Annotated in this window: 8 protein-coding genes and 1 pseudogene; 5 read left to right on the top strand and 4 right to left on the bottom strand. The window is 64.7% G+C overall.

Annotated elements, in window-relative coordinates; all coding sequences use genetic code 11:
• Nucleotides 1-164: 164 nt before the first annotated feature.
• The 4 genes and pseudogenes from J3A98_RS15720 to J3A98_RS15705 all read left to right on the top strand — a co-directional run bounded on the left by J3A98_RS15720 (nucleotide 165) and on the right by J3A98_RS15705 (nucleotide 19,415).
• Nucleotides 165-14,897 (top strand): non-ribosomal peptide synthase/polyketide synthase, encoded by a 14,733-nt coding sequence (locus tag J3A98_RS15720; protein WP_209967245.1) that lies wholly within the window; start codon nucleotides 165-167, stop codon nucleotides 14,895-14,897.
• A 52-nt stretch (nucleotides 14,898-14,949) separates the two neighbouring features.
• Nucleotides 14,950-15,903: an alpha/beta hydrolase gene (locus J3A98_RS15715; protein WP_209967243.1), complete on the top strand. Its 954-nt coding sequence runs from the start codon at nucleotides 14,950-14,952 to the stop codon at nucleotides 15,901-15,903.
• Between the two features lie 160 nt (nucleotides 15,904-16,063).
• On the top strand, nucleotides 16,064-18,442 hold the full coding sequence (locus tag J3A98_RS15710) for a TonB-dependent siderophore receptor (protein WP_245355033.1): 2,379 nt from the start codon (nucleotides 16,064-16,066) through the stop codon (nucleotides 18,440-18,442).
• Between the two features lie 118 nt (nucleotides 18,443-18,560).
• A pseudogene (locus tag J3A98_RS15705) lies at nucleotides 18,561-19,415 on the top strand (IS110 family transposase).
• A gap of 470 nt (nucleotides 19,416-19,885) precedes the next feature.
• On the opposite strand, the gene J3A98_RS15700 reads toward J3A98_RS15705, so the two are convergent.
• The 4 genes from J3A98_RS15700 to J3A98_RS15685 all read right to left on the bottom strand — a co-directional run bounded on the left by J3A98_RS15700 (nucleotide 19,886) and on the right by J3A98_RS15685 (nucleotide 25,194).
• The gene (locus J3A98_RS15700; protein WP_209967240.1) at nucleotides 19,886-21,535 is read right to left on the bottom strand and encodes a cyclic peptide export ABC transporter; all 1,650 of its coding nucleotides are present in this window, start codon (nucleotides 21,533-21,535) and stop codon (nucleotides 19,886-19,888) included.
• An 18-nt stretch (nucleotides 21,536-21,553) separates the two neighbouring features.
• Entirely contained in the window at nucleotides 21,554-22,882 is a 1,329-nt protein-coding gene (locus tag J3A98_RS15695; protein ID WP_209967237.1) for a SidA/IucD/PvdA family monooxygenase, read from the bottom strand.
• 63 nt (nucleotides 22,883-22,945) lie between these two features.
• Nucleotides 22,946-23,821 carry a formylglycine-generating enzyme family protein gene (locus J3A98_RS15690; protein WP_209967235.1) on the bottom strand — a complete coding sequence of 292 codons (876 nt, stop codon included), beginning with the start codon at nucleotides 23,819-23,821 and terminating at the stop codon, nucleotides 22,946-22,948.
• On the bottom strand, nucleotides 23,818-25,194 hold the full coding sequence (locus J3A98_RS15685) for a dipeptidase (RefSeq protein WP_209967233.1): 1,377 nt from the start codon (nucleotides 25,192-25,194) through the stop codon (nucleotides 23,818-23,820). The genes J3A98_RS15690 and J3A98_RS15685 overlap by 4 nt, the downstream gene beginning before the upstream one ends.
• A gap of 146 nt (nucleotides 25,195-25,340) precedes the next feature.
• On the opposite strand from J3A98_RS15685, the gene J3A98_RS15680 reads away from it, so the two are divergent.
• Entirely contained in the window at nucleotides 25,341-26,951 is a 1,611-nt protein-coding gene (locus tag J3A98_RS15680; RefSeq protein ID WP_209967230.1) for a PvdJ/PvdD/PvdP-like protein, read from the top strand.
• Nucleotides 26,952-26,993: the final 42 nt, after the last annotated feature.

Genomic DNA, 26,993 nt, shown 5'->3' with positions numbered 1-26,993 from the left:
TCCTGGCGGGTTCCGGGCGCAATTCCCACCCCCTCGAAGGCCGCCGGCGGATTGGCTAAATCCCCGGCGGTCTTGCTCGTTCTCCCAAGTACATTCTGACGTGCGCCAGCCAGCAAGGCCCGCCGCGTCGGCGCCAATACGGATTTGAGGAGGGGCGTTTTTCCATGCTTTCTGACCAGAATATGGAACTAGTACAGCGGTTCATTCGGCTGCCCATGCAGCAGCGCCGAGTGTTCTTCGAGAGGCTCCAGGCCAAAGGCATGAACCTGTCGCAGTTCCCCATTCCCGTGGTACGCCATGCGTTCGAGGCCGTGCCCCTGTCCTATGCCCAGGAACGCCTGTGGTTCCTTTGGCGTCTGGACCCGCTGAGCCCGGCCTATCACATCCGTACTGCCCTGAGCCTTGATGGCGAGCTGGACAGCGCAGCGCTGCAGGCCAGCCTGGATGCCCTGGTGGCGCGCCACGAGAGCATGCGTACCCGCTTCGTCGAGGACAACGGCCAAGTATTCGCGCAGGTCGACGCAGAGGCGAAGATCAGCATCGAACAGCAGACTTGGAACGGTTCGGATACCGAGCTGGATGCCTTTGTCGGCCAGTGGGCACGCCAGCCCTTCGAGCTGGACCGGGGGCCGCTGTTGCGCGGCTTGCTGCTGTGCCGCAGTGCCCGTGAGCATGTGCTGGTGCTGGTGCAGCACCATATCATTTCCGATGCCGCTTCCATGCAGGTGATGGTCCAGGAGTGGCTGAGCCTCTACGCCGCGCACCTTGCTGGCCAGGTTCCGGCGCTGGCGGCCCTGCCGATCCAGTACGGCGACTACGCGATCTGGCAGCGTTGCTGGATGGAGGCCGGCGAGCGTGAGCGCCAGTTGAAGTATTGGCGCAAGCGGTTGGGTGTCGACCCAGGCCCGCTGCAACTGCCCTTGGACCACCCGCGCCCACTGCGCGCCAGTCACCGCGGCGAACGGGTCGAGGTGCGGCTGCCGGCAGCGTTGGGCCAGGGCTTGCAGCAGCTCGCCCGTGAGCAAGGGGCGAGCGTGTTCATGGTCCTGCTGGCGTCGTTCCAGGCCCTGTTGCAGCGCTACAGCGGCCAGGACCAGGTACGGGTCGGTGTACCGATCGCCAACCGTCACCGCCAGGAAACCCAGGGCCTGATCGGCTTCTTCGTCAACACTCAGGTGCTGCAGGCGCAACTCAGTCCACAGATGAGCTTCCTCGAGCTGCTCGAGCAGGTGCGTGCCAGCGTGGCTGAAGCTCAGAGCCATCAGGACCTGCCGTTCGAGCAGTTGGTCGAAGCCTTACAGCCCCAGCGCAGCGCCGGTCACAGCCCGCTGTTCCAGGTCAGCTACAACCATCAGGGCCGCCAGGGCCCGTCGCAGGCGCTGCCCGGCTTGAGCCTGAAGCCCTTGGAACTGACCAGCGAGACCGTCAAGTTCGACCTGACCCTGGAAACCCAGGAACAAGCCGAGGGCCTGAGTGCCTCCTTGCTCTACGCCACAGACCTGTTCCAGCGAGCCACCATCGAGCGCCTGGCCAGCGATTGGGCGAGCCTGCTGCATGGGCTGTGGGTCAACCCTAAAGCCGCCCTCTGCGAGCTGCCACTGCAGCCTGCGCAGCCGCCAGAACGGCTGGAAGCCCGGCAGGCCGCGCCGCAGGTGCATCGACTGATCGAAGCGCAGGTCGACCGTGACCCCGAGGCCTTGGCACTGGTCGCCCAGGGCCAGCGCCTGAGCTACGGCCAGTTGGAACAACAGGCGAACCACTGGGCTCAACGCCTGCTGGTCGAGGGGCTGCAGGCCGAGGAGCGGGTAGCGGTAATCGCGAGCCGTTCGGTAGCCCTGGCGGTGGGGGTGCTGGCAGTGCTCAAGGCCGGGGGGGCCTATGTGCCGCTGGACCCGCAGGAAAACCCCGAGCGCCTGGCGTTTCGCTTGAACGATGCGGGAGTGCGCCGGGTCCTGGTCGAGCCCGGCTTCGACGGCCCGTTGCCTGACGGGGTAGGGGGGCTGGAGTTGCGCGAGGTCGAGCGGCCGAGTGCAACACGCCCGCACGTGCGGGTGGCGACCGAACAACTGGCCTACGTGATCTACACCTCCGGGACCACTGGCCTGCCAAAGGGCGTGGGGGTGTCCCATGGCGCGCTGGGCAACTATGTCCAGAGCGTTTCGGCACGCTTGCCGCTGGTCGGCATGACCAGCCTGGCGATGGTCTCGACCCCGGCGGCAGACCTTGGCCATACCGTGTTCTTTGGTGCCCTGTGTGCAGGCAAGGCCCTGCACCTAGTGGCCGCAGAAACGGCGATGGACGCCCTGCGTTTCGCCGAGTATCTGGAACGCGAGCAAATCGACGGGCTGAAGATCGTCCCGTCGCACCTGGAAAGCCTGGTCAATGCCCAGGGCCAGCAGCCGGTGCTGCCACGCCGTTGCGTGATACTGGGTGGCGAGAGCGCCTCCGAGGTCTTGCTCGGCACGCTGGCCAGGGTTGCGCCACAGTTGACGGTGATCAACCACTACGGCCCCACCGAAACAACGGTAGGGGTGCTCACCGCCGAACTGGCGGCAGGCCAGCCGGTGCTACTGGGCCTAGCCCTGGCCGGCAGCCACGTGCAGGTGGCTTCGCCCTGGCTGCTGGCGATGCCCGCCGGCTCCCAGGGTGAGCTGTATATCGGGGGAGGCGGGTTGGCCCGGGGTTACCTGAACCAGCCGGGGCTGACCGCCGAGCGTTTCGTGCCCGACCCCTTCGCCACGGAACCGGGTGCACGCATGTACCGCAGCGGTGACCTGGCGCTGTGCCAGGCCGATGGCAACTTGCGCTACCTTGGCCGCGCCGACCAGCAGATCAAGATCCGCGGCTTCCGGGTGGAACCCGAAGAAGTGGCGGCGCGCCTGCGCCAGAGCGGTCAGGTTCGTGACCTCTGTGTAGTGGCCTGGCCGACCCCGTCGGGGTCGCGACTGGTGGCCTATGGCGTGCCGGTGGATAACAGCCTGCTCGATGATCCTGTCCGTGCTCAGGCCCTGAGTGAGCAGTTGCGCCAAGGCCTGGCGGGGCAACTGCCGGACTACATGCAGCCGGCGCTGCTGGTATGGCTGGCGCAACTGCCGCTAACTAGCAACGGCAAACTTGACCGCCAGGCGTTGCCGGCACCGGATCTGCAAGGCACCCACAAGGCCTACAGGGCACCCCTGGGCCCGCTTGAGCAGCAAGTGGCGCAGGTCTGGGCCGAGGTGCTCAAGGTCGAGCGGGTCGGGCGCGATGACAACTTCTTCGAACTGGGCGGGCATTCGCTGCTGGCGATCTCGGTGATCGCCCGGCTGCGCCAGCAACTAGGCCTGGACCTGGGGTTACACAGCCTGTTCGACACGCAGGACCTGGCCGCCTTCGTGGCAGCCGCTGGCCAACAGGTGGTCACCGCCGGGCGCATCGCGCCGCGCCCTGCCGGTCAGCGGCGGGTGCCGTTGTCCTATGCGCAGCAGCGCCAGTGGTTCCTCTGGCAGATGGATCCCGACAGTTCGGCGTATAACTTGCCGATGGCGCTCCAGGTGTCAGGCGAACTGGACCTGGTGGCCCTGCAGCGGGCCTTCGACAGCCTGGCCGAGCGCCATGAAGTGCTGCGCACCCGCTTCGAGCAGGCTGACGAGGCGCTGCTGCAGGTGATCGAGGAGCCCGCGTCAGTGGCCCTGGAGGTCGAGGATTGCACGGGCGCCAGCGAGGCACGGATCCGTCAGCGTGTGGAGCATGAACTGCACCGTCCCTTCGACCTGGAACGCGGCCCGCTGCTGCGGGTACGGGTGTTGCACTGTGGCGCCGAGCGGCATGTGCTGACCCTGACCCTGCACCACATCGTCGCCGATGGCTGGTCGATTCCGCTGCTGGTCGGTGAGCTGTTGCAGGCCTACAGCGCCCAACGCAACGGCCAGCCACTGGCGCTGCCGGCCCTGCCGATCCAGTACGCCGACTACGCACTGTGGCAGCGTGAACCGCAACAGGCCGAGGAATATCGTCGGCAGCTGGCCTACTGGCGCGAGCGCCTGGGCGGTGAACAGCCAGCCCTGGAGCTGCCCCTGGATTACCCGCGCCCGGCGGTGCGCGATGCTGCGGGGGCGACCTTCAAGCTGGTGCTTGGCGCCGAGCGCCTGGCGGCCCTGCAGGCCCTGGCCCGCCAGGAAAAGGTGACGATGTTCATGCTGCTGCTGGCCTCGTTCAACTTGCTGCTGCACCGCTACAGCGGGGCAGGGGACATTCGCGTTGGGATTCCCACAGCCAACCGCAACCGCCTGGAAACCGAAACCCTGGTGGGTTTTTTCGTCAACACCCAGGTGATCCGCACCGACCTCGATGGCCTCGACAGCGTCCAGGGGCTGCTGGCCCAGGTCCGCGATTCGGTGGTGCAGGCCCAGAGCTGTCAGGACCTGCCGTTCGAACAGCTGGTCGATGCTGTGCGCCCGGAACGCAGCCTGAGCCTGAACCCGCTGTTCCAGGTAATGTTCAATCATCAGTCCGGCGTTGCCGAACAGGCCTCCGAGCACCTGCGCGCGGCCGGCCTGCAATTGCGCAGCCTGGACTGGGACAACGGCAATACCCACTTCGACCTGACCCTGAACACCGTCGAGGATGCCGCTGGCCTGCGTGCGTCCTTCACCTATGCGACCAGCCTGTTCGAGGCAGCCACCATAGAGCGCGTGGCTGGGCACTGGCTGGCACTGCTCGACGCGCTGCTGGCGCACCCGGATGCACGGCTCTGCACCCTGGCACTGGAGCCGACCCGCGCCGCTGGGGCGCTGGCCAGCCGCTTAGCGGTACCGGCCCTGGTGCATGAACTGATTGCCCGTCAGGCCGAGCTGCAACCCGATGTCACCGCGCTGATCGCGTGTGACCGGCGGCTGACGTTCGCCGAACTGGAGGTAGAGGCCAACCAGTTGGCCTGGCGCCTGATCGAGGCCGGTGTCGGCCCCGAGACCCGGGTGGCAGTGGCTTTGCCGCGTCATTCGCTGAGCCTGGTCGCCTACCTGGCAGTGCTCAAGGCCGGTGGCGCCTATGTGCCGCTGGACCTGAACTACCCGCCCCAGCGCCTGGCCTACATGCTTGCAGACAGCCGCGCCAGCCTGGTGTTGAGCGAGACCGGGCTGCTCGACAGCGGCGCGCTGCCGGTCCTGTACCTGGACCAGCCTCATGGGGGGGCTCTGCGCAGCGATGCGCCGGTGGTGGAGCTGTCGGTGCATAACCTCGCCTATGTGATCTACACCTCCGGTTCCACCGGCCAGCCAAAGGGCGTGGCTGTCAACCATGGGCCGGCGGCCATGCACTGCCTGGCCACCGGTCAGGTCTACGAGATGCGCGCAAGCGACTGCGAACTGCATTTCCTCTCGTTCGCCTTCGATGGCGCCCACGAGCGCTGGCTCACCGCGCTGATCCACGGCGCCAGCCTGTTGCTGCGCGACGACGAGGTGTGGAGCCCAGAGCGGCTTTGCGAAGAGATGCAGCGCCACGCCGTCAGCGTGGTCGCGCTACCGCCGGTGTACCTTATGGCGCTGGCCGAGCAGGTCGAGCGCGACGGCAACCGGCCGGCCCTGCGGGTCTGCTGCTACGGTGGCGACGCGATGCCCAAGGCGGGTTTCGACAAGGTCCAGCGGGTGCTGGCGCCGCAGATCATGATCAACGGGTATGGCCCCACCGAGGCAGTGGTCACCCCGTTGATCTGGAAGACCGGTGCCGATGACCGATGCGATGCGACCTACGCGCCGATTGGTGAGTGTGTCGGCGAGCGCAGCGCCATGCTGCTGGACGACTACCTGGCGCCCAAGCCGCTCAACTGTGCTGGCGAGCTGTATCTGGGCGGCCATGGCCTGGCCCGTGGCTATCTGGACCGCCCGGGCCTGACCGCCGAGCGCTTTGTGCCGGACCCTTACGGCGAGCCGGGGGCGCGGATGTACCGCAGTGGCGACCTAGTGCGCGAGCATGATGGCAACCTTGAGTACTTGGGGCGTGCCGACAATCAGGTCAAGGTCCGTGGTTTCCGCATCGAGCTGGGCGAGGTGGAAGCCCGGTTGAACCGCCTGGAAGGGGTAGCCGACGCGGTAGCTTCTGTTCAGGAGGGCGCCAGCGGCAAGCAACTGGTGGCCCACGTGATCGCCGCCGATGCAGGGGTGCTCGACAGCGAGGCGCGCCAGAGCGAGTTGCGCGAGGCCCTGCGCGCCGCCCTGGGCGCCGAGCTGCCGGACTACATGGTCCCGGTCTTCGTCGTATTCCTGGGTTCCTGGCCCCTGACCGCCAACGGCAAGCTCGACCGCAAGGCGTTGCCCAAGGCCGATGTCAGCCTTGGCCAGCAGGCCCACGAAGCCCCGGCCAACGCCCACGAACAACTGTTGGCGCAGATTTGGGCGGCGGTGCTGGGGTTGCCCCGGGTCGGCGTACAGGACAACTTCTTCGAACTCGGCGGCGACTCGATCGTTACCATCCAGGTAGTCAGCCGCGCCCGTCAGGCCGGCCTGCACTTCAGTGCCCGTGACCTGTTCCAGCACCAGACGGTGCGAGCCCTGGCACGGGTTTCGCAGCTCAGCGAGCAGAACCTTGCTGTCGGCACCGAAGTACCCGAGGGGGCCGTGGAACTGCTGCCGATCCAGCAACTGTTCTTCGCCCGGCCGATGAGCCAGCGCCAGCACTGGAACCAGTCCATCGTCCTGGAGCCGGCCCAGCGGGTCGAGGCCGAACCCTTGCGCCAGGCCCTGGCAGCCCTGCTGGCTCATCACGATGCTCTGCGCTGCCGCTTCCTCGAGGTTGCTGACGGCTGGCGCGCCAGCCTGGGTGCCGCTGCCGAGGACAATCCATTGCTCTGGTGCCGGGACTTCGCCGACGAAGCCCAGTGGCTCGAACTGTGCGAGCAGGCCCAGCGCAGCCTCGACATCGAACAGGGCCCATTGCTGCGGGCCTTGCTGGGGCAGGGGGCCGATGGCGGCCAGCGCCTGTTGCTGGTTATCCATCATCTGGTGGTGGACGGGGTCTCCTGGCGTATCCTGCTCGAAGACCTGCAGAACACCTACACCCGCCTGTGCCAGGGCCAGGCCCCGGCGTTGCCGGCGCGAACCAGCTCGGTGCAGGCCTGGGCCCTGCATCTGCAGGACTATGCTCGTGGCCGCGCAAGCAGCCAGCTGGAGTTCTGGCACGCGCAACTGCAGGACGTCGACGCGGCCTTGCCGATGGCCCGCACTGGCGCCATCGGGCTTAACCAGGACGCCTGCAAGCTCGGGGTTGCCTTGGACGCCGAGACCACCCGGCGCCTGCTGCAACAGGCGCCTGCGGCCTATCGCACGCGCATCAACGACTTGCTGCTGACCGCCCTTGTCCGGGCGTTCGCTCAGGAACTTGGGTTGCCGGCGTTGCCGGTGCTGCTTGAAGGCCATGGCCGCGAAGACCTTGGTGGCAACCTCGACCTGACCCGCACGGTCGGTTGGTTCACCAGTGTCTATCCGCTGCGCCTGAGCGCCGGCCCAGACCTTGCGGAGTCGATCAAGCAGGTCAAGGAACAGCTGCGCAGCCTGCCGGACAATGGCCTGGGCTTCGGTGCCCTGCGCTACCTGGGCAGCGACGAGGCCCGCGAGCGCCTGGCCGGGCCACTGCCGCGCGTCACCTTCAACTACCTGGGCCAGTTCGACAGCAGTCTGGACGCCAGCGACAACCTGTTCAGCGCCAGTGCCCATGCCCGTGGCGCCGACCAGAGCCAGCAAGCCGGCCTGAGCAACTGGCTGACCCTCAACGGCCAAGTGTTCAAGGGCGTGCTCAGCTTTGGCTGGAGCTTCAGCCGGCATCAGTTCGAGCCCGAGGCCATCGGCCGCCTGGCCGACGCCTTCATTGACCAGTTGCAACAGATCGTCCAGCATTGCTGCCAGGTCGAACACCAAGGGTTGACGCCCTCCGACTTCTCCGCCCTGCAACTGACACAGGCGCAACTGGATCAACTGCCGGTCGCGGCGCGGGACATCGAGGATATCTACGAGCTGGCACCGATGCAGCACGGCATGCTGTTCCACTCGCTGTACGAGCAGCAGCGCGCCCAGTACGTCAACCAGTTGCGCATGGATATCAGCGGCCTGGATCTGCAGCGTTTCGTCGACAGTTGGCAGGCGGCCCTGGACGGCCATGCCATTCTGCGTACCGGGTTCATCTGGCAGAACGACCTGGCCGAGCCGCTGCAGTTGGTCTGCAAGCCGCTGCCGCTGCCGTTGCAGGTGCTTGACTGGCAGGGTCGCGAGGACCTGCCAGGCGCCTTGGAGGCGCTGGCCCTGGACCAACGGGCTCAAGGTTTCGACCTGCAGCGGCCGCCGCTGCTGCGCCTGACTCTGGTCGCCACGGCCCCGGGCCGGCACCACCTGATCTACACCGTCCACCACATCCTGATGGATGGCTGGAGCAACTCCCAACTGCTCGGCGAAGTGCTGCAGCGCTACAGCGGCAAGGCCCTTACGGCCTGTGCCGGGCGCTACCGCGACTACATCGACTGGCTGAAGCGTCAGGATCCGCAGGCCAGCGAGGGCTTCTGGAAAGCCCAGCTGGCACCACTGGCCGAACCGACCCTGCTGGCCCAGTTGCAACCGCCGCTGCTCGAAGCCGCGGAGGGTTATGGCGATGCCTTCGAACTGCTCGACGAGGCCCGTTGTACCCGGCTGGCCCAGGCTGCCCGGGACATGAAAGTGACCTTCAACAGCCTGCTCCAGGGCGCCTGGGCCGTGCTGTTGCAGCGCTTGAGCGGCCAGGATTGCGTGGCCTTCGGCGCCACCGTGTCCGGCCGCCCGGCGGAGCTGGACGGCATCGAACAGCAGATCGGCCTGTTCATCAATACCCTGCCGGTGATCAGCAGCCCGGACCCGAGGCAGACTGGCAGCGACTGGTTGCGCCAGGTCCAGGCCCTGAACCTGGCCCTGCGCGAGCAGGAGCACACGCGCCTGGCGGATATACAGCGCTGGGCTGGCAGCAATGGCATGGCGCTGTTTGATACCTTGCTGGTGTTCGAGAACTACCCGGTATCCCAGGCTTTGCAGGAGAAGGCCCCGCACGGCCTGGCTTTCGATGGGCTCATTAACGAAGAACGCACCAGCTACCCGCTGACCTTGCTGGTCCATCAGGGCCAGACCTTGACGATCCACGCCAGCTACGAGCGCGCATGCTTCACTCCGGCCAGCATCGCCGGGCTGCTGGAGCAGTGGGTGCATCTGGCCGAGGCCCTGGCCCTGCAGCCGCAGCGGCCATTGGGCCAGCTCGGGGTTTTGCCAGAGGTCCAGCACCAGCAGGTGCTGACGGACTTCAACCGCACCGGCCATGACTACCCCGTGCAACAACCCCTCCACGCCATCATTGAGTGCCAGGCCGAGCGCACGCCGGACACTATCGCTGTGGTCTTTGAAGGCCAGCGTCTGAGTTATCGCCAGCTCGACGAGCGCGCCAACCACCTGGCCTGGCAATTGATCGAAGCCGGCGTCGGCACACAGACCCTGGTCGGGGTTTGCGCCGAGCGCAGCCTGGAACTGGTGGTCAGCCTGCTGGCGGTACTCAAGGCCGGCGCCGCCTATGTGCCGCTGGACCCGGACTACCCGGTCGAGCGCTTGGCCTACATGGCCGAGGACAGCGGCATCCGCGTGCTGCTGGGGCAGACGTCGGTGCTGCAGCGACTCGGCGCCTTCGATGGAGTCAAGCGCTTGCAACTGGAGGCCTTGCAGGGGCGGACCCCACAGCGCCCGGCCATCGCCGGCCTGGACGGCGAGGGGCTGATGTACCTGCTCTACACCTCTGGTTCCACCGGCCGGCCCAAGGGCGCCGGCAACTGGCACGGAGCGCTGATCAACCGTATTGGCTGGATGCAGCGGGCCTACGCCTTGCACAGCGGTGATGTGGTGCTGCAGAAAACGCCGTTCAGCTTCGACGTGTCGGTCTGGGAGCTCTTCTGGCCGCTGATGGTCGGCGCCCGCTTGGTGCTCGCCGCCCCCGGCGACCACCGCGACCCGGCGCGGCTGATCGAGCTGATCGAGCGTGAGCAGGTCACCACCCTGCATTTCGTCCCGTCGATGTTGCAGGTGTTCCTGCAGGACCCGCAGGTCGAGCGTTGCGTCTCGATCCGCCGGCTGTTCTGCAGCGGCGAAGCGCTGCTGGCCGACACCCAGGCCCAGGTCTTCGACAAGCTGCCTGACACCGGGCTGTACAACCTCTATGGCCCCACCGAGGCGGCCATCGACGTTACCCACTGGACCTGCCGGGAAGAGGGCCGTGACAGCGTGCCGATCGGCCAGCCGATCGACAACCTGGCCTGCTACATCCTCGATGACAGCCTGCAGCCGTTACCGGTGGGCGCCCGTGGCGAGCTGTACCTCAGTGGCATCGGCCTGGCCCGCGGCTATCACTGCCGCCCGGGCCTGACCGCCGAGCGTTTCCCGGCGGACCCGTTCAACCCCGGTCAACGCATGTACCGCACAGGCGATCTGGCCCGCTACCGGGACGATGGGGTGATCGAGTACCTGGGGCGCACCGACCACCAGGTCAAGCTGCGCGGCCTGCGCATCGAACTGGGGGAAATCCAGGCGCGGCTGTTGGAGCATGAGCTGGTCCAGGATGTCTGCGTGCAGGTGCTTGATGCCAGCCAATTGGTGGCCTGGCTGGTGCTGACCGAAAAGCCGCATGACTGGAAGGCGCTGTTGCAGGTGCACCTGGCGGCGCTACTGCCCGAGTACATGGTGCCGGCGTACTGGCTGGCGCTCGAACGCATGCCCCTGAGCCCCAATGGCAAGCTCGACCGCAAGGCCCTGCCGGCGCCTGAGCGCCAGGCCAGCGCCGAGCACGTCGGCCTGTGCGGCCCGGTGGAAACCCTGTTGGGCGAGATCTGGGCGCAGGTGTTGCGGGTACCTCAGGTCGGTGCGCTGGACAACTTCTTCGAACTGGGCGGTGACTCGATCCTGTCGATCCAGGTGGTGGCCCGGGCCCGTCAGGCGGGGCTGGAGATCAACCCCCGCTTGGTGTTCCAGTTCCCCACCGTGCGTCAACTGGCGGCCCAGGCCAGCGAGGCGTGGGAGCAACCGGTGATCGAGGTACCGGCTGTGCTACATCGCCTGAACGATGAGCAGGTCGCACGGCTGCCGGTGCCCCACGCACAGTTGGCCGACCTCTATCCGCTGTCGCCGATGCAGCAGGGCATGCTGTTCCAGTACCTGAACGAACAGGCCGGCGGCGTGTACGTCAACCAGCTCAGCATCTCGGTCAAGGGCCTGAACAGCGAGCGCTTCGGCGCCGCCCTGGCTGAGGTGTGCCGACGCCACAGCATTCTGCGTACTGGCTTTATCTGGCAGGAGCTGAATGAACCGCTGCAGTTCGTGCTCGACAGCGTGTGCACCCCGCTGCGGGTGGTCGATGGCCGCAAATGGACGGACCTGGAGCAGGGCGTTGCCGAGCTTGCCGCCCAGGAGCGGGCTCAAGGTATTGCCCTGGACCAGCCATCACTGCAGCGGGTGCTGCTGGTGCGCACGGGCGAGTACCAGCACCAGTTGATCTGGACCTACCACCATATTCTTGTGGACGGCTGGAGCCTGTCGCAGCTGATCGGCGAGGTGCTGGGCCTGTACGCCGGGCGCGACCTGGCCGCAGCCACCCCGTACCGGGACTATATCGCCTGGCTGCAACGCCAGGATGCCGGCGCTGGCGAGCGCTTCTGGCGTGAGCAGCTGGCGAGCCTGGAGGAGCCCTGCCTGCTGGCCAGCACCGTGCCGGTGCAAGCCGGGCGCCAGGGCCACGAAGCCCTTTATAGCCACCTGGACACCGAGCCCCTGAGCGCCTTCGCGCGATCCCAGCACGTGACCCTCAACACGCTGGTGCAAGGCGCCTGGCTGATCCTGCTTAGCCGCTTCAGCGGCCAGCGCAGCGTGGCCTTTGGCTCCACTGTGGCCGGGCGTTCACCGACGTTGCCCGGCGCCGAACGGATCATGGGGCTGTTCATCAATACCCTGCCGGTGGTGCGCGAGCTACACCCCGAGGCCTGTGTCGGTGCCTGGCTGCGCGAGCTGCAGGACTGCAACCTGGGCATGCGCGATCACGAGTACGTGGCCCTGGCCGACATCCAGCGCTGGGCCGGGCAGGCCGGGCGGGCGCTGTTCGACAGCATCATCGTGTTCGAGAACCAACCGGTGGATGAGGCTTTGCGCCAGTTCAGCGACGCCTCTCTGGAGTTTGGCCCGAGTACGGGCAGCGGCCTGACCGACTTCCCCATGGACTTGATGGTCACCGTGGAACAGGGGCGCCTGTCGATCGAGTACATGTACTTGCGTCGCTGCTTCGAGGACGAGACCGTGCTGGCCATCCGCGCCGCCATGGAAAGCCTGCTACAACGCCTGTGCGACAGCCCCGACCAGCGCTTGGGCCAGCTTGGCCTGCCGGTGTCGGCGCCGCAACCGCTGGCGGTCGAAGCGGCCCCGGCGCAGTGGGTGCACCAGCGCATCGAAGGCTTGGCCCGCCAGCAGCCTCAGGCCCAGGCCCTGAGCTGCGCCGGGCAATCCCTGAGCTTTGCCGAGCTGGATCGGCGCAGCAACGCCCTGGCCCACCGGCTGATGGCCGCCGGCGTCGGCCCGGAAGTGCGGGTGGCGGTTGCATTGCCCCGCAGCGCCGGCCTGCTGGTCAGCCTGCTGGCGGTGCTCAAGGCGGGCGGCGCGTACGTGCCGCTGGACCTGAACTACCCCCGCGAGCGCCTGGCCTACCTGCTCGAGGACTGCGCCGCGCAATTGTTGATTACCGATAGCGCGGCCCGTGCCAGCCTGCCGGTTCCGGCCGGGCTGACCTGCCTGGAGCTGGGGGCGCTGGCATCGATGCCCGAGGTGGAACAGGCCCCGAGCGTGAGCTTGCATGCCGACAACCTGGCCTATGTGATCTACACCTCCGGCTCCACCGGGTTGCCCAAGGGCGTGGCGGTCAGCCACGGCCCGTTGGCCCGGCATTGCCACGCCATCGGCCTGCGCTACGAGATGAGCCCGGTCGATTGCGAGCTGCATTTCATGTCGTTCGCCTTCGACGGCGCCCATGAGCGCTGGTTGACTGCGTTGACCCACGGGGCCCGCCTGCTCGTGCGCGACGAGCAACTCTGGACCCCGGAACAGACCTTGCGCGCCCTGGATCAGCATCAAGTGACGGTGGCGGCTTTCCCGCCGGCCTACCTGCAGCAACTGATCGAGCAGGCCCGCCTCGATGGTGCGCCAGCGTCCATGCGGGTCTACTGCTTTGGTGGCGACGCCTTGCCCCAGGCCACTTATGAGCAAGCCAGGGAGGTACTGGGGGCCCAGTACCTGATCAACGGCTACGGTCCCACCGAAACCGTGGTCACGCCACTGCTCTGGCGCGCCGACGCCCGACGCCGCTGCACCAGCGCGTATGCACCGATCGGCGAGCCTGTGGGGCCGCGCCGGGCGCTGGTGCTGGATAGCGACCTCAATCCGCTGCCGCCGGGTGTTGCCGGCGAGCTGTACCTGGGCGGCGAGTTCCTCGCTCGCGGCTACCTGCACCGTCCGGGGTGGAGCGCCGAACGGTTCGTCGCCGACCCGTACGGCCATGGCGAACGGCTGTACCGCACCGGCGACCTGGTGCGCGAGGACGCCGATGGCACCTTCCATTACTTGGGGCGGGTCGATAACCAGGTCAAGATCCGGGGCCTGCGCATCGAGCTGGGCGAGATTGAAGCCCGCCTGCTGGCCCAGCCCGGGGTCCGCGAGGCGGCGGTGATCGCCCGGGAGATACCTGGCGGCAAGCGCCTGCTCGCTTATGTGGTGGGTGCGCCCGAGTGGCTGGCCGACCCGTCCATCGGCCCGGGCCTGCGCGAGGCCCTCAAGCAGGCCTTGCCGGAGTTCATGGTGCCTTGGCAGATCAGCGTGCTGGCGGCGATGCCGCTGAACCCCAACGGCAAGCTTGATCGCCGGGCCTTGCCCGACCCGCAATTGGCCCAGGCGACGGGTGGCTACGTGGTACCGCGGACTGAGTTGCAGATCGCACTGGCCGAAATCTGGGCCAAGGTGCTCAAGGTCGAGCGGGTCGGGCTGTACGACAACTTCTTCGAGCTGGGTGGCGATTCGATCCTCAGCTTGCAAGTAGTGGCCCGCAGCCGACCGCTGAAGGCCCTGGGCCTGATCCTGAAGCTGCGAGACCTGATTCAGAAGCCGACCATCGCCGAACTCAGCGGCGAATCGACTGCCACGGCCGGTGCCAACGCGGTGCTGGCGCTCAACGGCCCGGCGCCGGGGCAGCCGCCGCTGTTCTGCGTGCATGCCGGCTACGGCACGGTGTTCGACTACGAGCCATTGGCCCGTAGCCTGGATGGCCATCGCCAGGTGCTGGCGATCCAGTCGCGGATGCTGCTGGATCCAGGCTGGAGCGACGAGTCGTTGCTGGCCATGGCCCAGGACTACGTCGGCTATGTGCGCGAGCGTCAGCCCCAGGGGCCTTACTGGCTGGTCGGTTGGTCGCTGGGTGCGACCCTGGCGGCGCTGATGGCGGCGGAGCTGGAGCTCCAAGGCCAGCAGGTGGCGTTTCTGGGGCTGCTCGACGGGTTCGTTCCGGGGGCTGAGCCGGTTGCCCGAGCCGAGGCGCAGGAACAGCCGCGGCAATTGCCGGCGGGCCTGAGTACCGAGGACCTGGCCTTGGGCCTGGCCACCGGCCGGCACTTGCGTGGATTGTCCTCGGCCCTGGCGGCCTGTGCACCGGTCCAGGCCCGTGCTCACTGTTGGTGGGTCCATGGCCGAGAGGCCGAGGCCCAGGCGCTGTATCAGCAGCTGGGCCAGGGGCCGGCGGCGAGTGTCTGGCTCGACTGCGGTCACTATGAGGTGCCGCACCATCGCCAGGTACTGGACGCCTTGCTGCAACTGCTGGATGCGCCGGTCACCAGCCTGTCTTGAACCCCTATCGGCGCCCGCAAGGGCGCCTTTCTCTGATTCTCAGGATGTTCCCATGACCTTGAACCCGGATATCGCCGCCTACCTGGAGCTGGTGGAGGCTGGCCGCGATGTTGGCAAAAGCATTGCCATGCACCAGATGAGCCCGGAACAGGCGCGCGCCCAGTTTGACGAATCCTCGCTGCTGATGAACCTGGTCCCGGTGGAGATCGAGCACGTCCAGCCCCTGCGTTTTCAGACCCGTGACGGCCACTGGCTGCAAGGCCGGCTGTACGCCCGGCAGGCGCCGGGCAGCACGGAGCAGGGCGCCTTGCTGTATTTCCATGGCGGCGGCTATGTGGTCGGCAGCCTCGATTCCCATGACAACCTGTGCCGGACGCTGGCACAGCAGTCCGGGCAGGTGGTGATCGCGGTGGAGTACCGATTGGCGCCGCAATGGCGCTTCCCCACCGCCTTCGAAGATGCCGAGGACGCCTGGGCCTGGCTGCTGGAGCAGCGCGAGCTGAACCTGGACCCGGCCCGGCTGGCGGTCGGCGGCGACAGCGTCGGCGGCAGCCTGGCCGCAGCCCTGGCCAACAGCCTTGGTCAGGCGCTGGTGCGGCCTTGCCTGCAAGTGCTGCTGTACCCGGTGACCGATGCCAGTTGCTGGCGCGAATCCCACCAGCGCTATGCCAGCGGCTACCTGCTCGAACGGCAGAGCCTGGAGTGGTTCTACAGCCACTACCAGCGTCGCCCCGAAGACCGCGCCGACCCGCGCTTGTCGCCACTGCTGGGGGCGCTGCCGGCGGGCCTGGCGCCCACCTGGCTGCTGCTGGCCGGCCACGACCCGCTGCTGGGCGAGGGACTGGCCTATGCCGCGTACCTGCGTGAATCGGGCGCGCCGGTGCAGCTTCAGGTCTACGAGGGCATGACCCACGACTTCATGCGCATGGACGCGGTGGTCGAAGACGTTGTGGCCATCCAGACCGATCTCGGCGAGCGTCTGGCTCAGGCCCTGGGAAGCCATTGAGAGTGGCTGGATAACTTTTTTTCAAAAAGTTCATCCGGTTTTCCACAATGGTCCGTCTTATTTAGAAATACGAAGCATTGTTATCCGCTATTCGCTCTCAGGACTTTATAAAATCATGCCGAGTCAACAACAGAACCGGTCCCTGCTCAAGGCGCTCTGCATGCGGCGGGCTCTGCGTTCACCTTTCCACCTCAGCGCCCTGACCCTCGGCTTGATGGCTTCCAGCGTCAGCTACGCGCAAGCCCTGGCGTTCGACATTCCGTCGCAGAGACTCTCTTCGGCGATCCAGGCCCTAGGCCAGCAAGCCAATATACAGGTGCTGTTCAACCCCACCGACGTCGACGGAAAGCGCAGCACCGCCGTGCGCGGTAGCTTGGAAGTCCGCGACGCCATCGCCCAGATGTTGGCGGGCACCGGTGTGCGCTACAGCCTGCAGGACGGGGTGCTGATGATCCACGCGGTCGACGCCTCGGTGATGGAACTGAACCCCACAGCCGTCAGCGCCGTAGCCCTCGGCGCCACTACCGAAGGCACCGGCACCTACACCACCGGCGTCAGCACCACCGCCACCAAAATGGCCATGAGCCTGCGCGAGACGCCGCAGTCGGTGACCGTTGTGACCCGCAAGAAAATGGACGACCAGAACGTCCAGAACCTCGACGATATTGCCCGCACTGTCACCGGGATCACCCTGACCAAGCTCGGCACCGATCGCTCCACTTACTACGCGCGCGGCTTCGAGATCAACGACCTGCAGTACGACGGCATTCCGACCAACATCTCGGAAAACTACTCCATGGACGTCATGTCCACGGCGAACATGGCCATCTATGACCGGGTTGAAGTTGTGCGCGGCGCCAATGGCCTGATGCAGGGAACCGGCAACCCCTCGGCGGCCATCAACCTGATTCGCAAGCGCCCGACCCGTGACTTTCGTCTGGGCGCGGAACTGGGGGCTGGCTCCTGGGACAACTATCGCAGCCAGGTGGACGTATCCGGTCCGCTGACCGATGAGGGCAACATCCGTGGCCGTGCGGTGGCCTACTACAATACTGCCGACAGCTACCGTGATGGCGCCCAGCGCGACAACCAGCTGCTGTACCTGATCGGCGAAGCAGACCTGAATGATTCCACCGTACTCACCCTGGGCGTCACCATCCAGAAGGACAACCAGAATGGCTATGACTGGGGCGGCTTGAATACCCGCGCCGACGGCTCGTTCTACCCGTTGTCGCGTTCCACCAACCTCAATGGCAAGTGGGCGCATCTGGACCGCAACAACTACAACCTGTTCAGCGACATCACCCACTACTTCGACAACGAGTGGAAGGTGACGCTGGCGATGAACTCGATCTGGTCGAACGCGGACTTTCTGTCGTCCTACCCGAACCGGGTATCCGGTGACAACACCAGGTTGACTGTTTCTCAAGCAGACTACAAAGACACCCAGTTTGGTGTGGATTTGTACGCCACGGGGCCGTTCCAGCTGTTTGGCCGCGAGCACCAACTGATGTTCGGCGCCAATACCCGCAAGGATGATTTCGAGGCGGTCATCAAGACCGCGACCAACAACCCGGTCGTCGACATCACCGATTTCGACTACAGCTCGCTGCCGCACCCGATCCTTTCTGCCACCGGGAGCGATTACAACTACATTCGCAAGGAACGTGGGCTCTACCTTGCCTCGCGTTTCAGCGTTACGGACGACTTGAGCCTTATTCTGGGTACCCGTTTCAGTTGGTCCGACTATAAGGTCAGCAGCCCGTATACCAATGACCAATACAAAGAAAACGGTCGTATGGTGCCCTATGCCGGCCTGGTGTACGACCTCAACAAGAACCATACCTGGTATGCCAGCTACACCGAGATCTACAAGACTCAGAGCTACTACGGTGCGGGGAACACGCTGCTGGATCCGATCGAAGGCGAGAACTACGAGACCGGTATCAAGAGCGAGTATTTCGATGGTGCTCTCAATACCTCCTTCGCGATCTTCCAGACCGACTTGCAGAACATGCCTGAGGCATTGTCGGTTGCGCCGACTTGTGGCGTGACCGGTACCAGCAAGTGCTACAAGACCGGCGCCAAGGTTCGCAACCGCGGTTTCGAACTGGAGGTCTCGGGTGAACCCGTACAAGGTTGGAACGTCAGTGCCGGCTACACCTACAGCGACCCGGAGTACGTGGCTGGCAGCAGCAAGGGTAGCGACTATTACAGCAAGATCCCCCGCCGTTTGCTGAAAGTCTCTACTGACTACCGTCTGCCTGGCGTGTTGGACCAATGGAATGTGGGTGGCGATGTCTACGCCCAGAGCCGTACCTCCGCCGACACCACCGGCTACGATATCAAGCAGGGCGGCTACGCCTTGCTGAATCTGCACGCCAACTACCAGATCAACCGCCAGTTTAGCGTTCAGTACAACTTGAACAATGCCCTGGACAAGGTCTACTACCAGTCGTTGCCGACCTCCAACAACTGGGGTGGCTTGTACTACGGCGACCCGCGCAACTTCTCGGTGACCTTGCGTTATCAGTACTGAGTCAACTGCCTTTACCAGCCCTGCCCGGCGTTGTCGGGTGGGGTTAATGAGATGGTCACCCCGACACCCTGCGAGGGCTACGCTTTCGCAGGGTGTTTTTATTCCGGAGGCCATCATCATGAGCGATTTGGCACTGGTCGGTATCGACCTCGGCAAGCATACCTTTCATCTGCACGGCCAGGACAAGCCCGGCCGGGAGCTGTTTCGCAAGAAGCTCTCACGACAGCAAATGATGCGGTTCTTCGCCAATCTGCCAGCGTGCACCGTGGTGATGGGAGCATGCGCCGGTGCACATTTCGTCGCTCCCCGAAGCTCAGCAGACTCTTTCTGTGTTACATCGCCTAAGCGAGTCACTGATCCGTGACCGCACGAAGGCCATCAACCAGATGCATGGGTTCTTGCTTGAGTTCGGCATCAGCTTGCCTCAGGGCCTGGCGGTCATGAAGCGTTTGTCTGCTGTTCTAGCGGAGCACGAGCTGCCTGTTCGGCTGACAGTGCTGCTGCAACGTCTGCACGACCATTTCGTCTATCTGGACGAGCAAGTCAAGGCACTGGATAAAGAGCTGATTGACCAGCTGGCCGACGATGATCTAGGGCGTCGTTTGTTGAGCATGCCCTGTGTCGGGCCGATCACCGCCAGCCTGCTGGCTGTGGAAATGGGCGATGGCCAGCAATACGGCTGCAGTCGCGATTTTGCCGCTTCTCTAGGCTTGGTGCTCAGGCAGTACAGCACTGGCGGCCGCTGTCACGGGGCAGGCCCACTGCGACGCCTTTTGGTGCAATGCGCCAGGGTCTACATGCAGAACCTGGCGCGGCAGAAGGGGACTCTGGCGGACTGGGTGCGAGCGCTTATGACGCGACGGCACTCAAGGTGGTCGCCTGTGCGCTGGCCAATAAATTCGCCCGCATAGCTTGGGCGATTTCTGCTCATCACACCAAATACGAAATAGGGCCAGGCGCCTTGAACGCCTGACCCTGTGGTTGTTGCTGTACCACGATTCACCTTTCAGGTTTTGCGATAGCTGAGCAATAGATGAAACAAACGGCCTACCGGCCTTGCGAGGATCCTGACATAAAAATCGGCTCTCGAAGCCGAGCGGTTTTTAAGGATCGTCAGGCGCGGCTCTCATCGTGGCGCGGGGCTTGCCCCGATTTGACGCCGGATAGATTTAAGCAAGCCATCCATTTCATCCGTTAATCAGTATTGCAAAAAAGTGGGGTGACCATAGATTTTTATGGGTGTATGTCTTGAAATCTGGATTGGGCTGGCAGGGCTTGCCACAACATCCAGAGGTCAGGTTGGTGAAAGGTGAAGGTGAAGGTGGAGGGGAATGGAAAGGGCAAGGGGAAAGGGCAAGGGGCAAGGGGAAAGGGGAAAGGGAAGCTGGGGGGAGGGAAATTTGATGCAGGGGGACGTCAGTCAGGTCCCCCGCTTCCAGTGAATCAGGCGACACACGCCTCGACGACCACCTTGCCGGCTTCCATGCGCACCAACTGGTCGGCGACATCAAAATAGCGGTCATCATGGCTGATGACGATGATTGTCTTGCCCAGGCGCTTCAGCTCGGGGAGCAGCTCGGTATAGAAAATGCGTCGGAAGGTCGGGTCCTGGTCCGCAGCCCATTCATCGAACACCAGCACAGGGCGCTCTTCCAGCCAGGCGTTGATCAGCGCCAGTCGCTTGCGTTGCCCGGTCGATAGGTCGGTGGTGGTGAAACTGCCGTCGCGAATGCTTACCTTGTGTGCGATTTCCAGTCGCGTGAGATAGACCTCTGCGCTTTCCGGCACCTGCTGGGCCCCCAGTAAGGGGTCGTCGAATAGGTAGTAATCAGAAAAGATGGTGGTGAAGAGCTGGCGATAATCATCGCGGTTCAGCGCGGTGATGGCCTGGTCGTTGATGCGTATCTCGCCTTTTTGCGGCGGGTACAGCCCTAGCAGCAATTTGATCAGTGTGGTCTTGCCACAGCCGTTCTCACCAACAATGAAGACGATGTCGCCCTGGCGGATCTGCAGGTTCACCGGCCCCAAGGTAAACGGTGCATTGCCGTCGACCGGCGGGAAGGCAAAGCGCACGTCATGCAGCTCGAGGGTGCGCAAGGCGGGCAACTGGCTGGCCTTGTCCTCGAGCAGCAAGTGCGGCTCGGGGGAGGAGAACTGCTCCGACAACTCGGCAATCCGGCGGAAGGCGATCTGAGCCCGGCTGACGATGGGCAACGTGCCTATCAGGTATTCCAGCGGGCCCTTCATGTACAGCAGCACCAGCACGAAACCGCTCATCACTGCCTTGTCGCCGCTAGGCCACAAGGATTGCAGGGCAAGTGCCAGGCCAATGACCACGAAGAACAGCATCGAGCCGAAGGTCTTGGCGATGACGAAGGTATTGATGGAGCGGATCTGGGTGTCGCGTATCTGGTCGGCCGTCCCCTGGATGTTGCGGCTGAACATGCGCTGACGGCGTGCGCGGTGGATACGCAGCTCCTTGGCGCCGCCGGCAATCGCATTGTAGTGCCGTTGCAGTTCATCTTCGGCATCCCGTGCCGCGACGAACCCTCGAATGCCCTTGGCTCGGGCGATGTACTGCACGGCGGTACCCAGTGCGATGGCTGCCAGCATCAGCAGGAACATCGGCCAGGACAGCACTGCCAGATAGCCCAGGCAGCCCAGGGTAACGGTCAAGGCAATTGCCAGTGGCGCGAAGGCGAAAGCGAAATCGCTGATGGTGTCCACGTCGTGGGTCAGCACCGGGATCAGTCGATGGCTGCGATAGCGCTCGATCTGTTCGATGGGGGCCGACAGCACCTTCTCGCCCAGTTCCTTGCGCAAGGCGGCGATGATGTTCTGACCCACCCGATTGCTACCGATGTCGGAGAACACCGAGCTGGCCAGGGCCACCAGGCAAAGCCCGGCGAAGCCCCAGACCACGCCCTGGGTCAGGCCGGTATCGTCGTTCAGGGCCCGATTGATGGTGGCCAGAAGGAAGGTGATGCTGAGGCCGCCGACCATGCCCAGGATGACGGACAGCGCGACGGTATATTTGAACGGCTTGAGCAGGGCGAAAAGATCCTGCACGGCGCCGCGGGTGGGCTGGGACATGATGGGCTCCTGAATTGATCAGCCGACGCTGGCAAGGGATCTGCTCAGCGCCTTGTGAGCGCTGCTGGAAAGATTCAGGGCGGCATAGAGCGCTTGCCCGATCTCTTCGCTGCGCATCGGCAGCACTGAAAGCAAGGTGTCGCTCAAGCCGTGGGTGGCCTCGCAGAAGCCTTGCAGGAATACTGGCGCCTTGAGCTGCGGGGTGGCCAGGGCGCGATAGGTACGGTCCACTTCCAAGCCATGCAGGTAAGGCAGAAGCGGTTCGAGCAGGTGCTGATGGCTCTTGCGCTCGTAGCCGGTGGCCAGTATCACGGCATCGTAGCGGTGGGGCTGCTGTTGCCCGGTGGCGAGGTCGCGCAGGGTCAGTTCGATGCCCCCTTCGACATCGACCGCCGCTTCCAGGTGTTGACGGCAGAGCACCGTGTGGCGGGGCTGACGGGTGATCTTCTGCCGGTACAGCACGGCATAGATGCGCTCGATCAGCCCCAGGTCGACGACCGAATAGTTGGTGTTATGGTATTCGCCGATCAACTTTTCGCGGTCTTCCGGTGCTTGCTGGAAAACCAGGTCGGTGTACGCAGGGGCGAAAATCTCGTTGACGAAAGGCGAGTCGTCGGCGGGCTTGAGGGCTGAGCTGCGCAGGATCATTTCAGCCCGCACCGAAGGAAAGCTGTCGTTGAGGTCGATGAACGCTTCGGCGGCACTCTGCCCGGAACCGATGATCGCGATACGCATCGGCTTGCCTTCGCAGCAGGCCAGGTGCTGCATGCCGGTGAGGTAGCGGGAATGATGAAAAACCCGGGCATTGTTGCGCAGCGGGGCGAAAATGGCTGGAATCTTCGGTGAGCCACCGGTGCTGATCACCACCGAACGCGTGCGGCGGGTGCGCTGCATGCCTTGTGCATTGCGCGAGATCAGCTTGAGGTTATGAATGACCCCGTTATCGAGTTCGGGCTCGATGCGCAGCACTTCTTCGCCATACAGTGCTTGCTCGGCGAACTGCCCGGCGACCCAACCCAGGTAGTCGTTGTACTCCAGTCGGCACGGGAAGAAGGTGCCCAGGTTGACAAAGTCGACCAGGCGGCCCTGCTGCTTGAGGTAGTTGACGAAGCTGTACGGGCTGGTGGGGTTGCGCAGTGAAACTAGGTCCTTGAGGAATGAGATCTGCAGTTCGCTCTGCGAGGACAAGGTATCGCCATGCCAGCGATAGTGCTCCTGCTTGTCCATGAACAAGGCATCAATGGCCTTGCCATGGCCCTGGGAAAGCTCTTGCAGGGCGATGGACAACGCCAGGTTGGACGGGCCGAAGCCTACGCCGATCAGGTCGTGGAGAGTTGAGGCGCTCATGTCGTTGACTCCTTGTGCGGGGGGGGGGGGCAGAGGTGGGTGAAGATCCTTCTCTGCAGTGGGTCAGTTGTATTCGCCGTCCTCGAGCGCGCGCGCTACACGAAAGCCCAGCCAGTCACCGCGCACTTCAGGCTTGCGCTCGTTACGGTTGCCCGAGCGCGAGAAAATCGGGGGTTCCAGGTAGTCGTTACCGCGGATCTGCCGGTGCGTGCAGGTGCCACCGGTGGTCCAGGCGCTACCGTCGGTGGGCGCGCCGACATAATCGGTATGCCAGCAGTCTTCGACCCACTCGTAGACATTGCCATGCGTGTCATACATGCCGAACGCATTGGCCGGGAAGCTGCCGACCGGTGCCGTATAGGTGAAGCCATCCCGTGGCCCGTAGGTGTTGGCATGCTTGCTGATCTGATACTCGCCTTCCTCGTCGAAGGGGAACGGGAAGGGGCCGGTGGAGCCAGCGCGACCGGCGTACTCGCGTTCGGCTTCGCTGACCATGCGGTAGGGCTTGCCGGTTTTCTTCGCGAGCCAGCCGATGTAGCCGCGTGCTTCCTCCCAGGTCATGCAGACTGCAGGCTGGGTCGGGCCTTGCGGGTAGCTGGGCTTGCCGTTCTTGCACAAACGGCCCGGGCGGTTGTCGCCGTCGGGCAGCACAGTGTTGGTTTCCCTGGCATAGGCCTGCCATTGCCCTGCGGTCACATGGAAGCGACTCATGGCGAAGGCCTTGGCGAATGTCACGGTGTGCAGCGGGCCTTCGTCGTCCTGTTTGCCCAACTCGTCGTCGGGGGTGCCCATCACGTAGTCGCCGGCGGGCAGCACGACCATTTCCGGGCAATCCTTGCAGTCCTTGAAAACCTTGCCCGGTGCCGCCGGGTCGGCAGCGAGGGCTTCGAACGACAGCGAGAGGCAACCGAGGGCAATCAGTGAGGTCAGCCGTTTCATGGGGTTCCTTGCAGGTTGTGGGCAACGGGAGGAGGGGTCGGCCTGGCGGCCTTCTGGGCGGCTTCCCACACACGCAGGAAGTTGGCCCCCCAGAGCTTGGCGATGTCTTCATCGGAATAGCCACGCTGTATCAGTTCGGCGGTGACGTTGCGGCTCTGGCTGGCATCTTCCCAGCCGACCACACCGCCGCCGTCGTTGAAGTCCGAACTGATGCCGACATGGTCGATACCGATCTTCTTCACCGCGTAATCGATCGAGTCGACATAGTCGGCCAGGGTTGCCTTGGGCTCGGCGCCGACGATGTCGTAGAAGGGCGTGAGGTATTCACCGAACTTTTTCTCCGACCAGATCGAGAACACCGGGTCGGTGGTGGTGCCCATCTGGGTCTGGCTTTGTATGTCGGGCAAACCATACCTGGCGCGCAAGGCGTTCATTTTCTCGATAGTCGGGCGCGAGAACGGCTTGAGGTAGTGGGAGTAGGCCACGATGTTGACCAGCCCGCCGGTAGCCTTGATGTGTGCCAGGTCGGCGTCGCTGAGGTTGCGGCGGATGTCCATCAGGCCTTGCACGCCGGTGTGCGAAGCCATCACCGGTGCCCGGCTCAGTTCGGTGACCTGGCTCAGGGCCTGGCTGGACATCTGCGAGACATCGATGACCACGCCGAGGTCGTTGAGCCGGGTGATGGCGCGCCGACCAATGTCGGAGAGCCCGCCCAGCGGGTCGACCGAATCCCCCAGGAAGGGCAAGGGGCGTGCCGAGTCGGCCCAGTTGTTGTTGCCGACGTAGCCCGGGCCGAACACCCGCATGCCGCGTGCGGCCCAGTGGTCGAGCTTGTCGATGTCATCGCCAAGGGGCGCGGCGTTGAGCAGGCTGATGATGATGGCGAACTTGCCTTCACTCGCCAGTCGGCGGAAGTCGGCGGGTGTGTAGGCGATCCCGGCCTGTGCCGGGAAATCCTTGGCGATGCTGGTGATGATCCGATAGCGCACTTCCAGTTCGTTGGCCATCGCAGCCTCGAACCCGGGGGTTGGACGGTGCGGCCAATTGGGCCCGCGCCAGAACTCCGGCCATGACCAGATCGCGATCGAGGCGCCACTCAGGCGGCCCTTGGCAGCTTTCACCAGGTCGAACTGGGTCGGGCCGTCACGATTCGCTTCCCTGCCACTGGCGCCATAGTTCAATGGCACGTCAAGGTGCGCATCCAGGGCCGGAATGCGCGCTTGCAGGGCGTTGGCTCGCTCTTCGATTTCCCGGCTGTACGGGTGCTTGGCAAGGTAGGCCCAATACCCCCAGGCGCCTGCGGCCGTCAGGAGCAGAAGCAGAAGTGCCAATGCCCATGGCCATCTGCGCGAAAACAAAGCCTGTTTCTTCATTGCGTACTCGGTCGCCTGCACGACGGCCCCATGCCGTTCGAACTTGTTGGGTGAAACGAACCGAGGCAAAGAGAATTTAGCAACCCTCTAAATCGCGTCCTCAACCATTCGTTTTTGCAGCAGGAGTCACGTCATGAGTACAGTGGATGAAAGTGTCACGTCGAAAGATCCTGGCCGGCCTGGTGGCCGCCGGTGTTGCACTGCCTGTCGGCTATTACGCCCAGCAGAAGTGGGAGCGGGCCGAGGAAGCGGAGCTGAGCAGTGACGAGCCTGCGGTGCCGGTCGACGACCTGCCCAATGCGCTGTTAGGTGAACGCCTGGTCGGGATCTGGGACTGGCGCATGACGAGCGATCACCCGGCGCTGGCCGAGCTGGCCAGACCGCAGCAGCTGCTGCTCGACGTAGGGCAGGGTGCCCGTGCCGTGCGCGGCTACCTGGGTACTGCGCCCTATGGCGGTCAGGGTTTGCAGGTATACGGCCCGTTGGCTGCCGACCGGCTGCCGAAGGTGCAACTGAAGATGATGGCGGGTTCTGGCGAGGCCTATGACTGCGATGCCGTGCTGGATGAGATATGGGGCGACTGGAGCGAGGGTGGAGGCAGCGCGACCCTGAGTGGGCACGTACGCCTGGCAGGGACGCAGGCGGGGCATTCCGGGGCGCAAGCGAGCTTTGTCGCCGTCCGCCGACCGTTCGTGCTGGCGCGTGAGCGGCTGCCGTACGTGGCGGCGCTGCACGAGGACCTGATTTCACCGCAGCGTCGCTACTATCACCAGCTCTGGCACGCCAGTCGCGATCGCTGGCACCGCATCGATGAATCCCGGCGGCAGATGGTGCGTGCGCTGGGTTGGCAGGTCGGCCCGTTGGGCAAGGAGCGCAACGCACGCGGGCATGATCGCCATCGCAACGGCTCCGGCGAGGATTTTCTGTTCATGCATCGGCACATGCTGCATGGCGTGCGCGAGGTCCAGGACCTGCGTTCCTGGGCAAGCCTGCCTGCGGCACGCCCATCGATCGGGCAGGGCGTTCAGGCGTTTTTCGATTACCTCGACAACCGCGACGGCTACAGCGTCCCGCCCAACTGGCAGGCGGCCGGCGATGAAGCCTTCAGCCAGTGGCTGTACTACGTCAAGAGCAGCCAGGGGCTGCACGCCAACTTCCAGCTGTGGGAAGCCCAGTTGCATGATCCGCAATACCTCAGCACCCTGTGTCTGGGAGAGTTGGGTTCACGCATCGAATTGGGAATCCATGATTGGCTGCACATGCGTTGGGCATCCCTGGGGCGTGACCCGAACTCGGATTACCCGATGCCTTACGGGCGTCGCAACTACGATTTTTCCGAACGCTGGTTCCGCGCCGAGAACGACTTCCTCGGCGATCCGTTTTCCTCCCATGTCAACCCGGTGTTCTGGGCCTTTCATGGCTGGATCGACGACCGCCTGAACGATTGGTACCTGGCCCACCAGCAGGCGCACCCGGGGGAAGTGAAGCCGCAGATGATCGATGGCATTCCGTGGTTTGCGCCAGGGCGCTGGGTGCGTGTGGCCGAGCCTTGGCTGGGGCCTACGCGTGAAGGTTGCGGTGCCTGGGGGCTGGGCAATGGCGGCGGCACCGGGAAACTGGACATTGAGACCATGAAGCTGGCCTTGCAAGTCATTTTCAGCCCTGAAGAAGACGGCGATCGCTTGGCCGGCAGGGTGCCTCAGCGGCCTTGGTATGCCCGCCATCTGGCACCCGGCCCGCGACGTGACGGTTTGTAGCGTTGACGATTTTTGGCCGGTGTTGCAGCGGGTAGGGCTCCC

This window comes from Pseudomonas sp. BP6 (assembly GCF_017875935.1).
GTDB classification, from domain to species: domain Bacteria; phylum Pseudomonadota; class Gammaproteobacteria; order Pseudomonadales; family Pseudomonadaceae; genus Aquipseudomonas; species Aquipseudomonas putida_Y.
The sequence above is the reverse complement of the archived record's forward strand: the minus strand, read 5'-3'. Positions and strand labels throughout refer to the sequence as shown.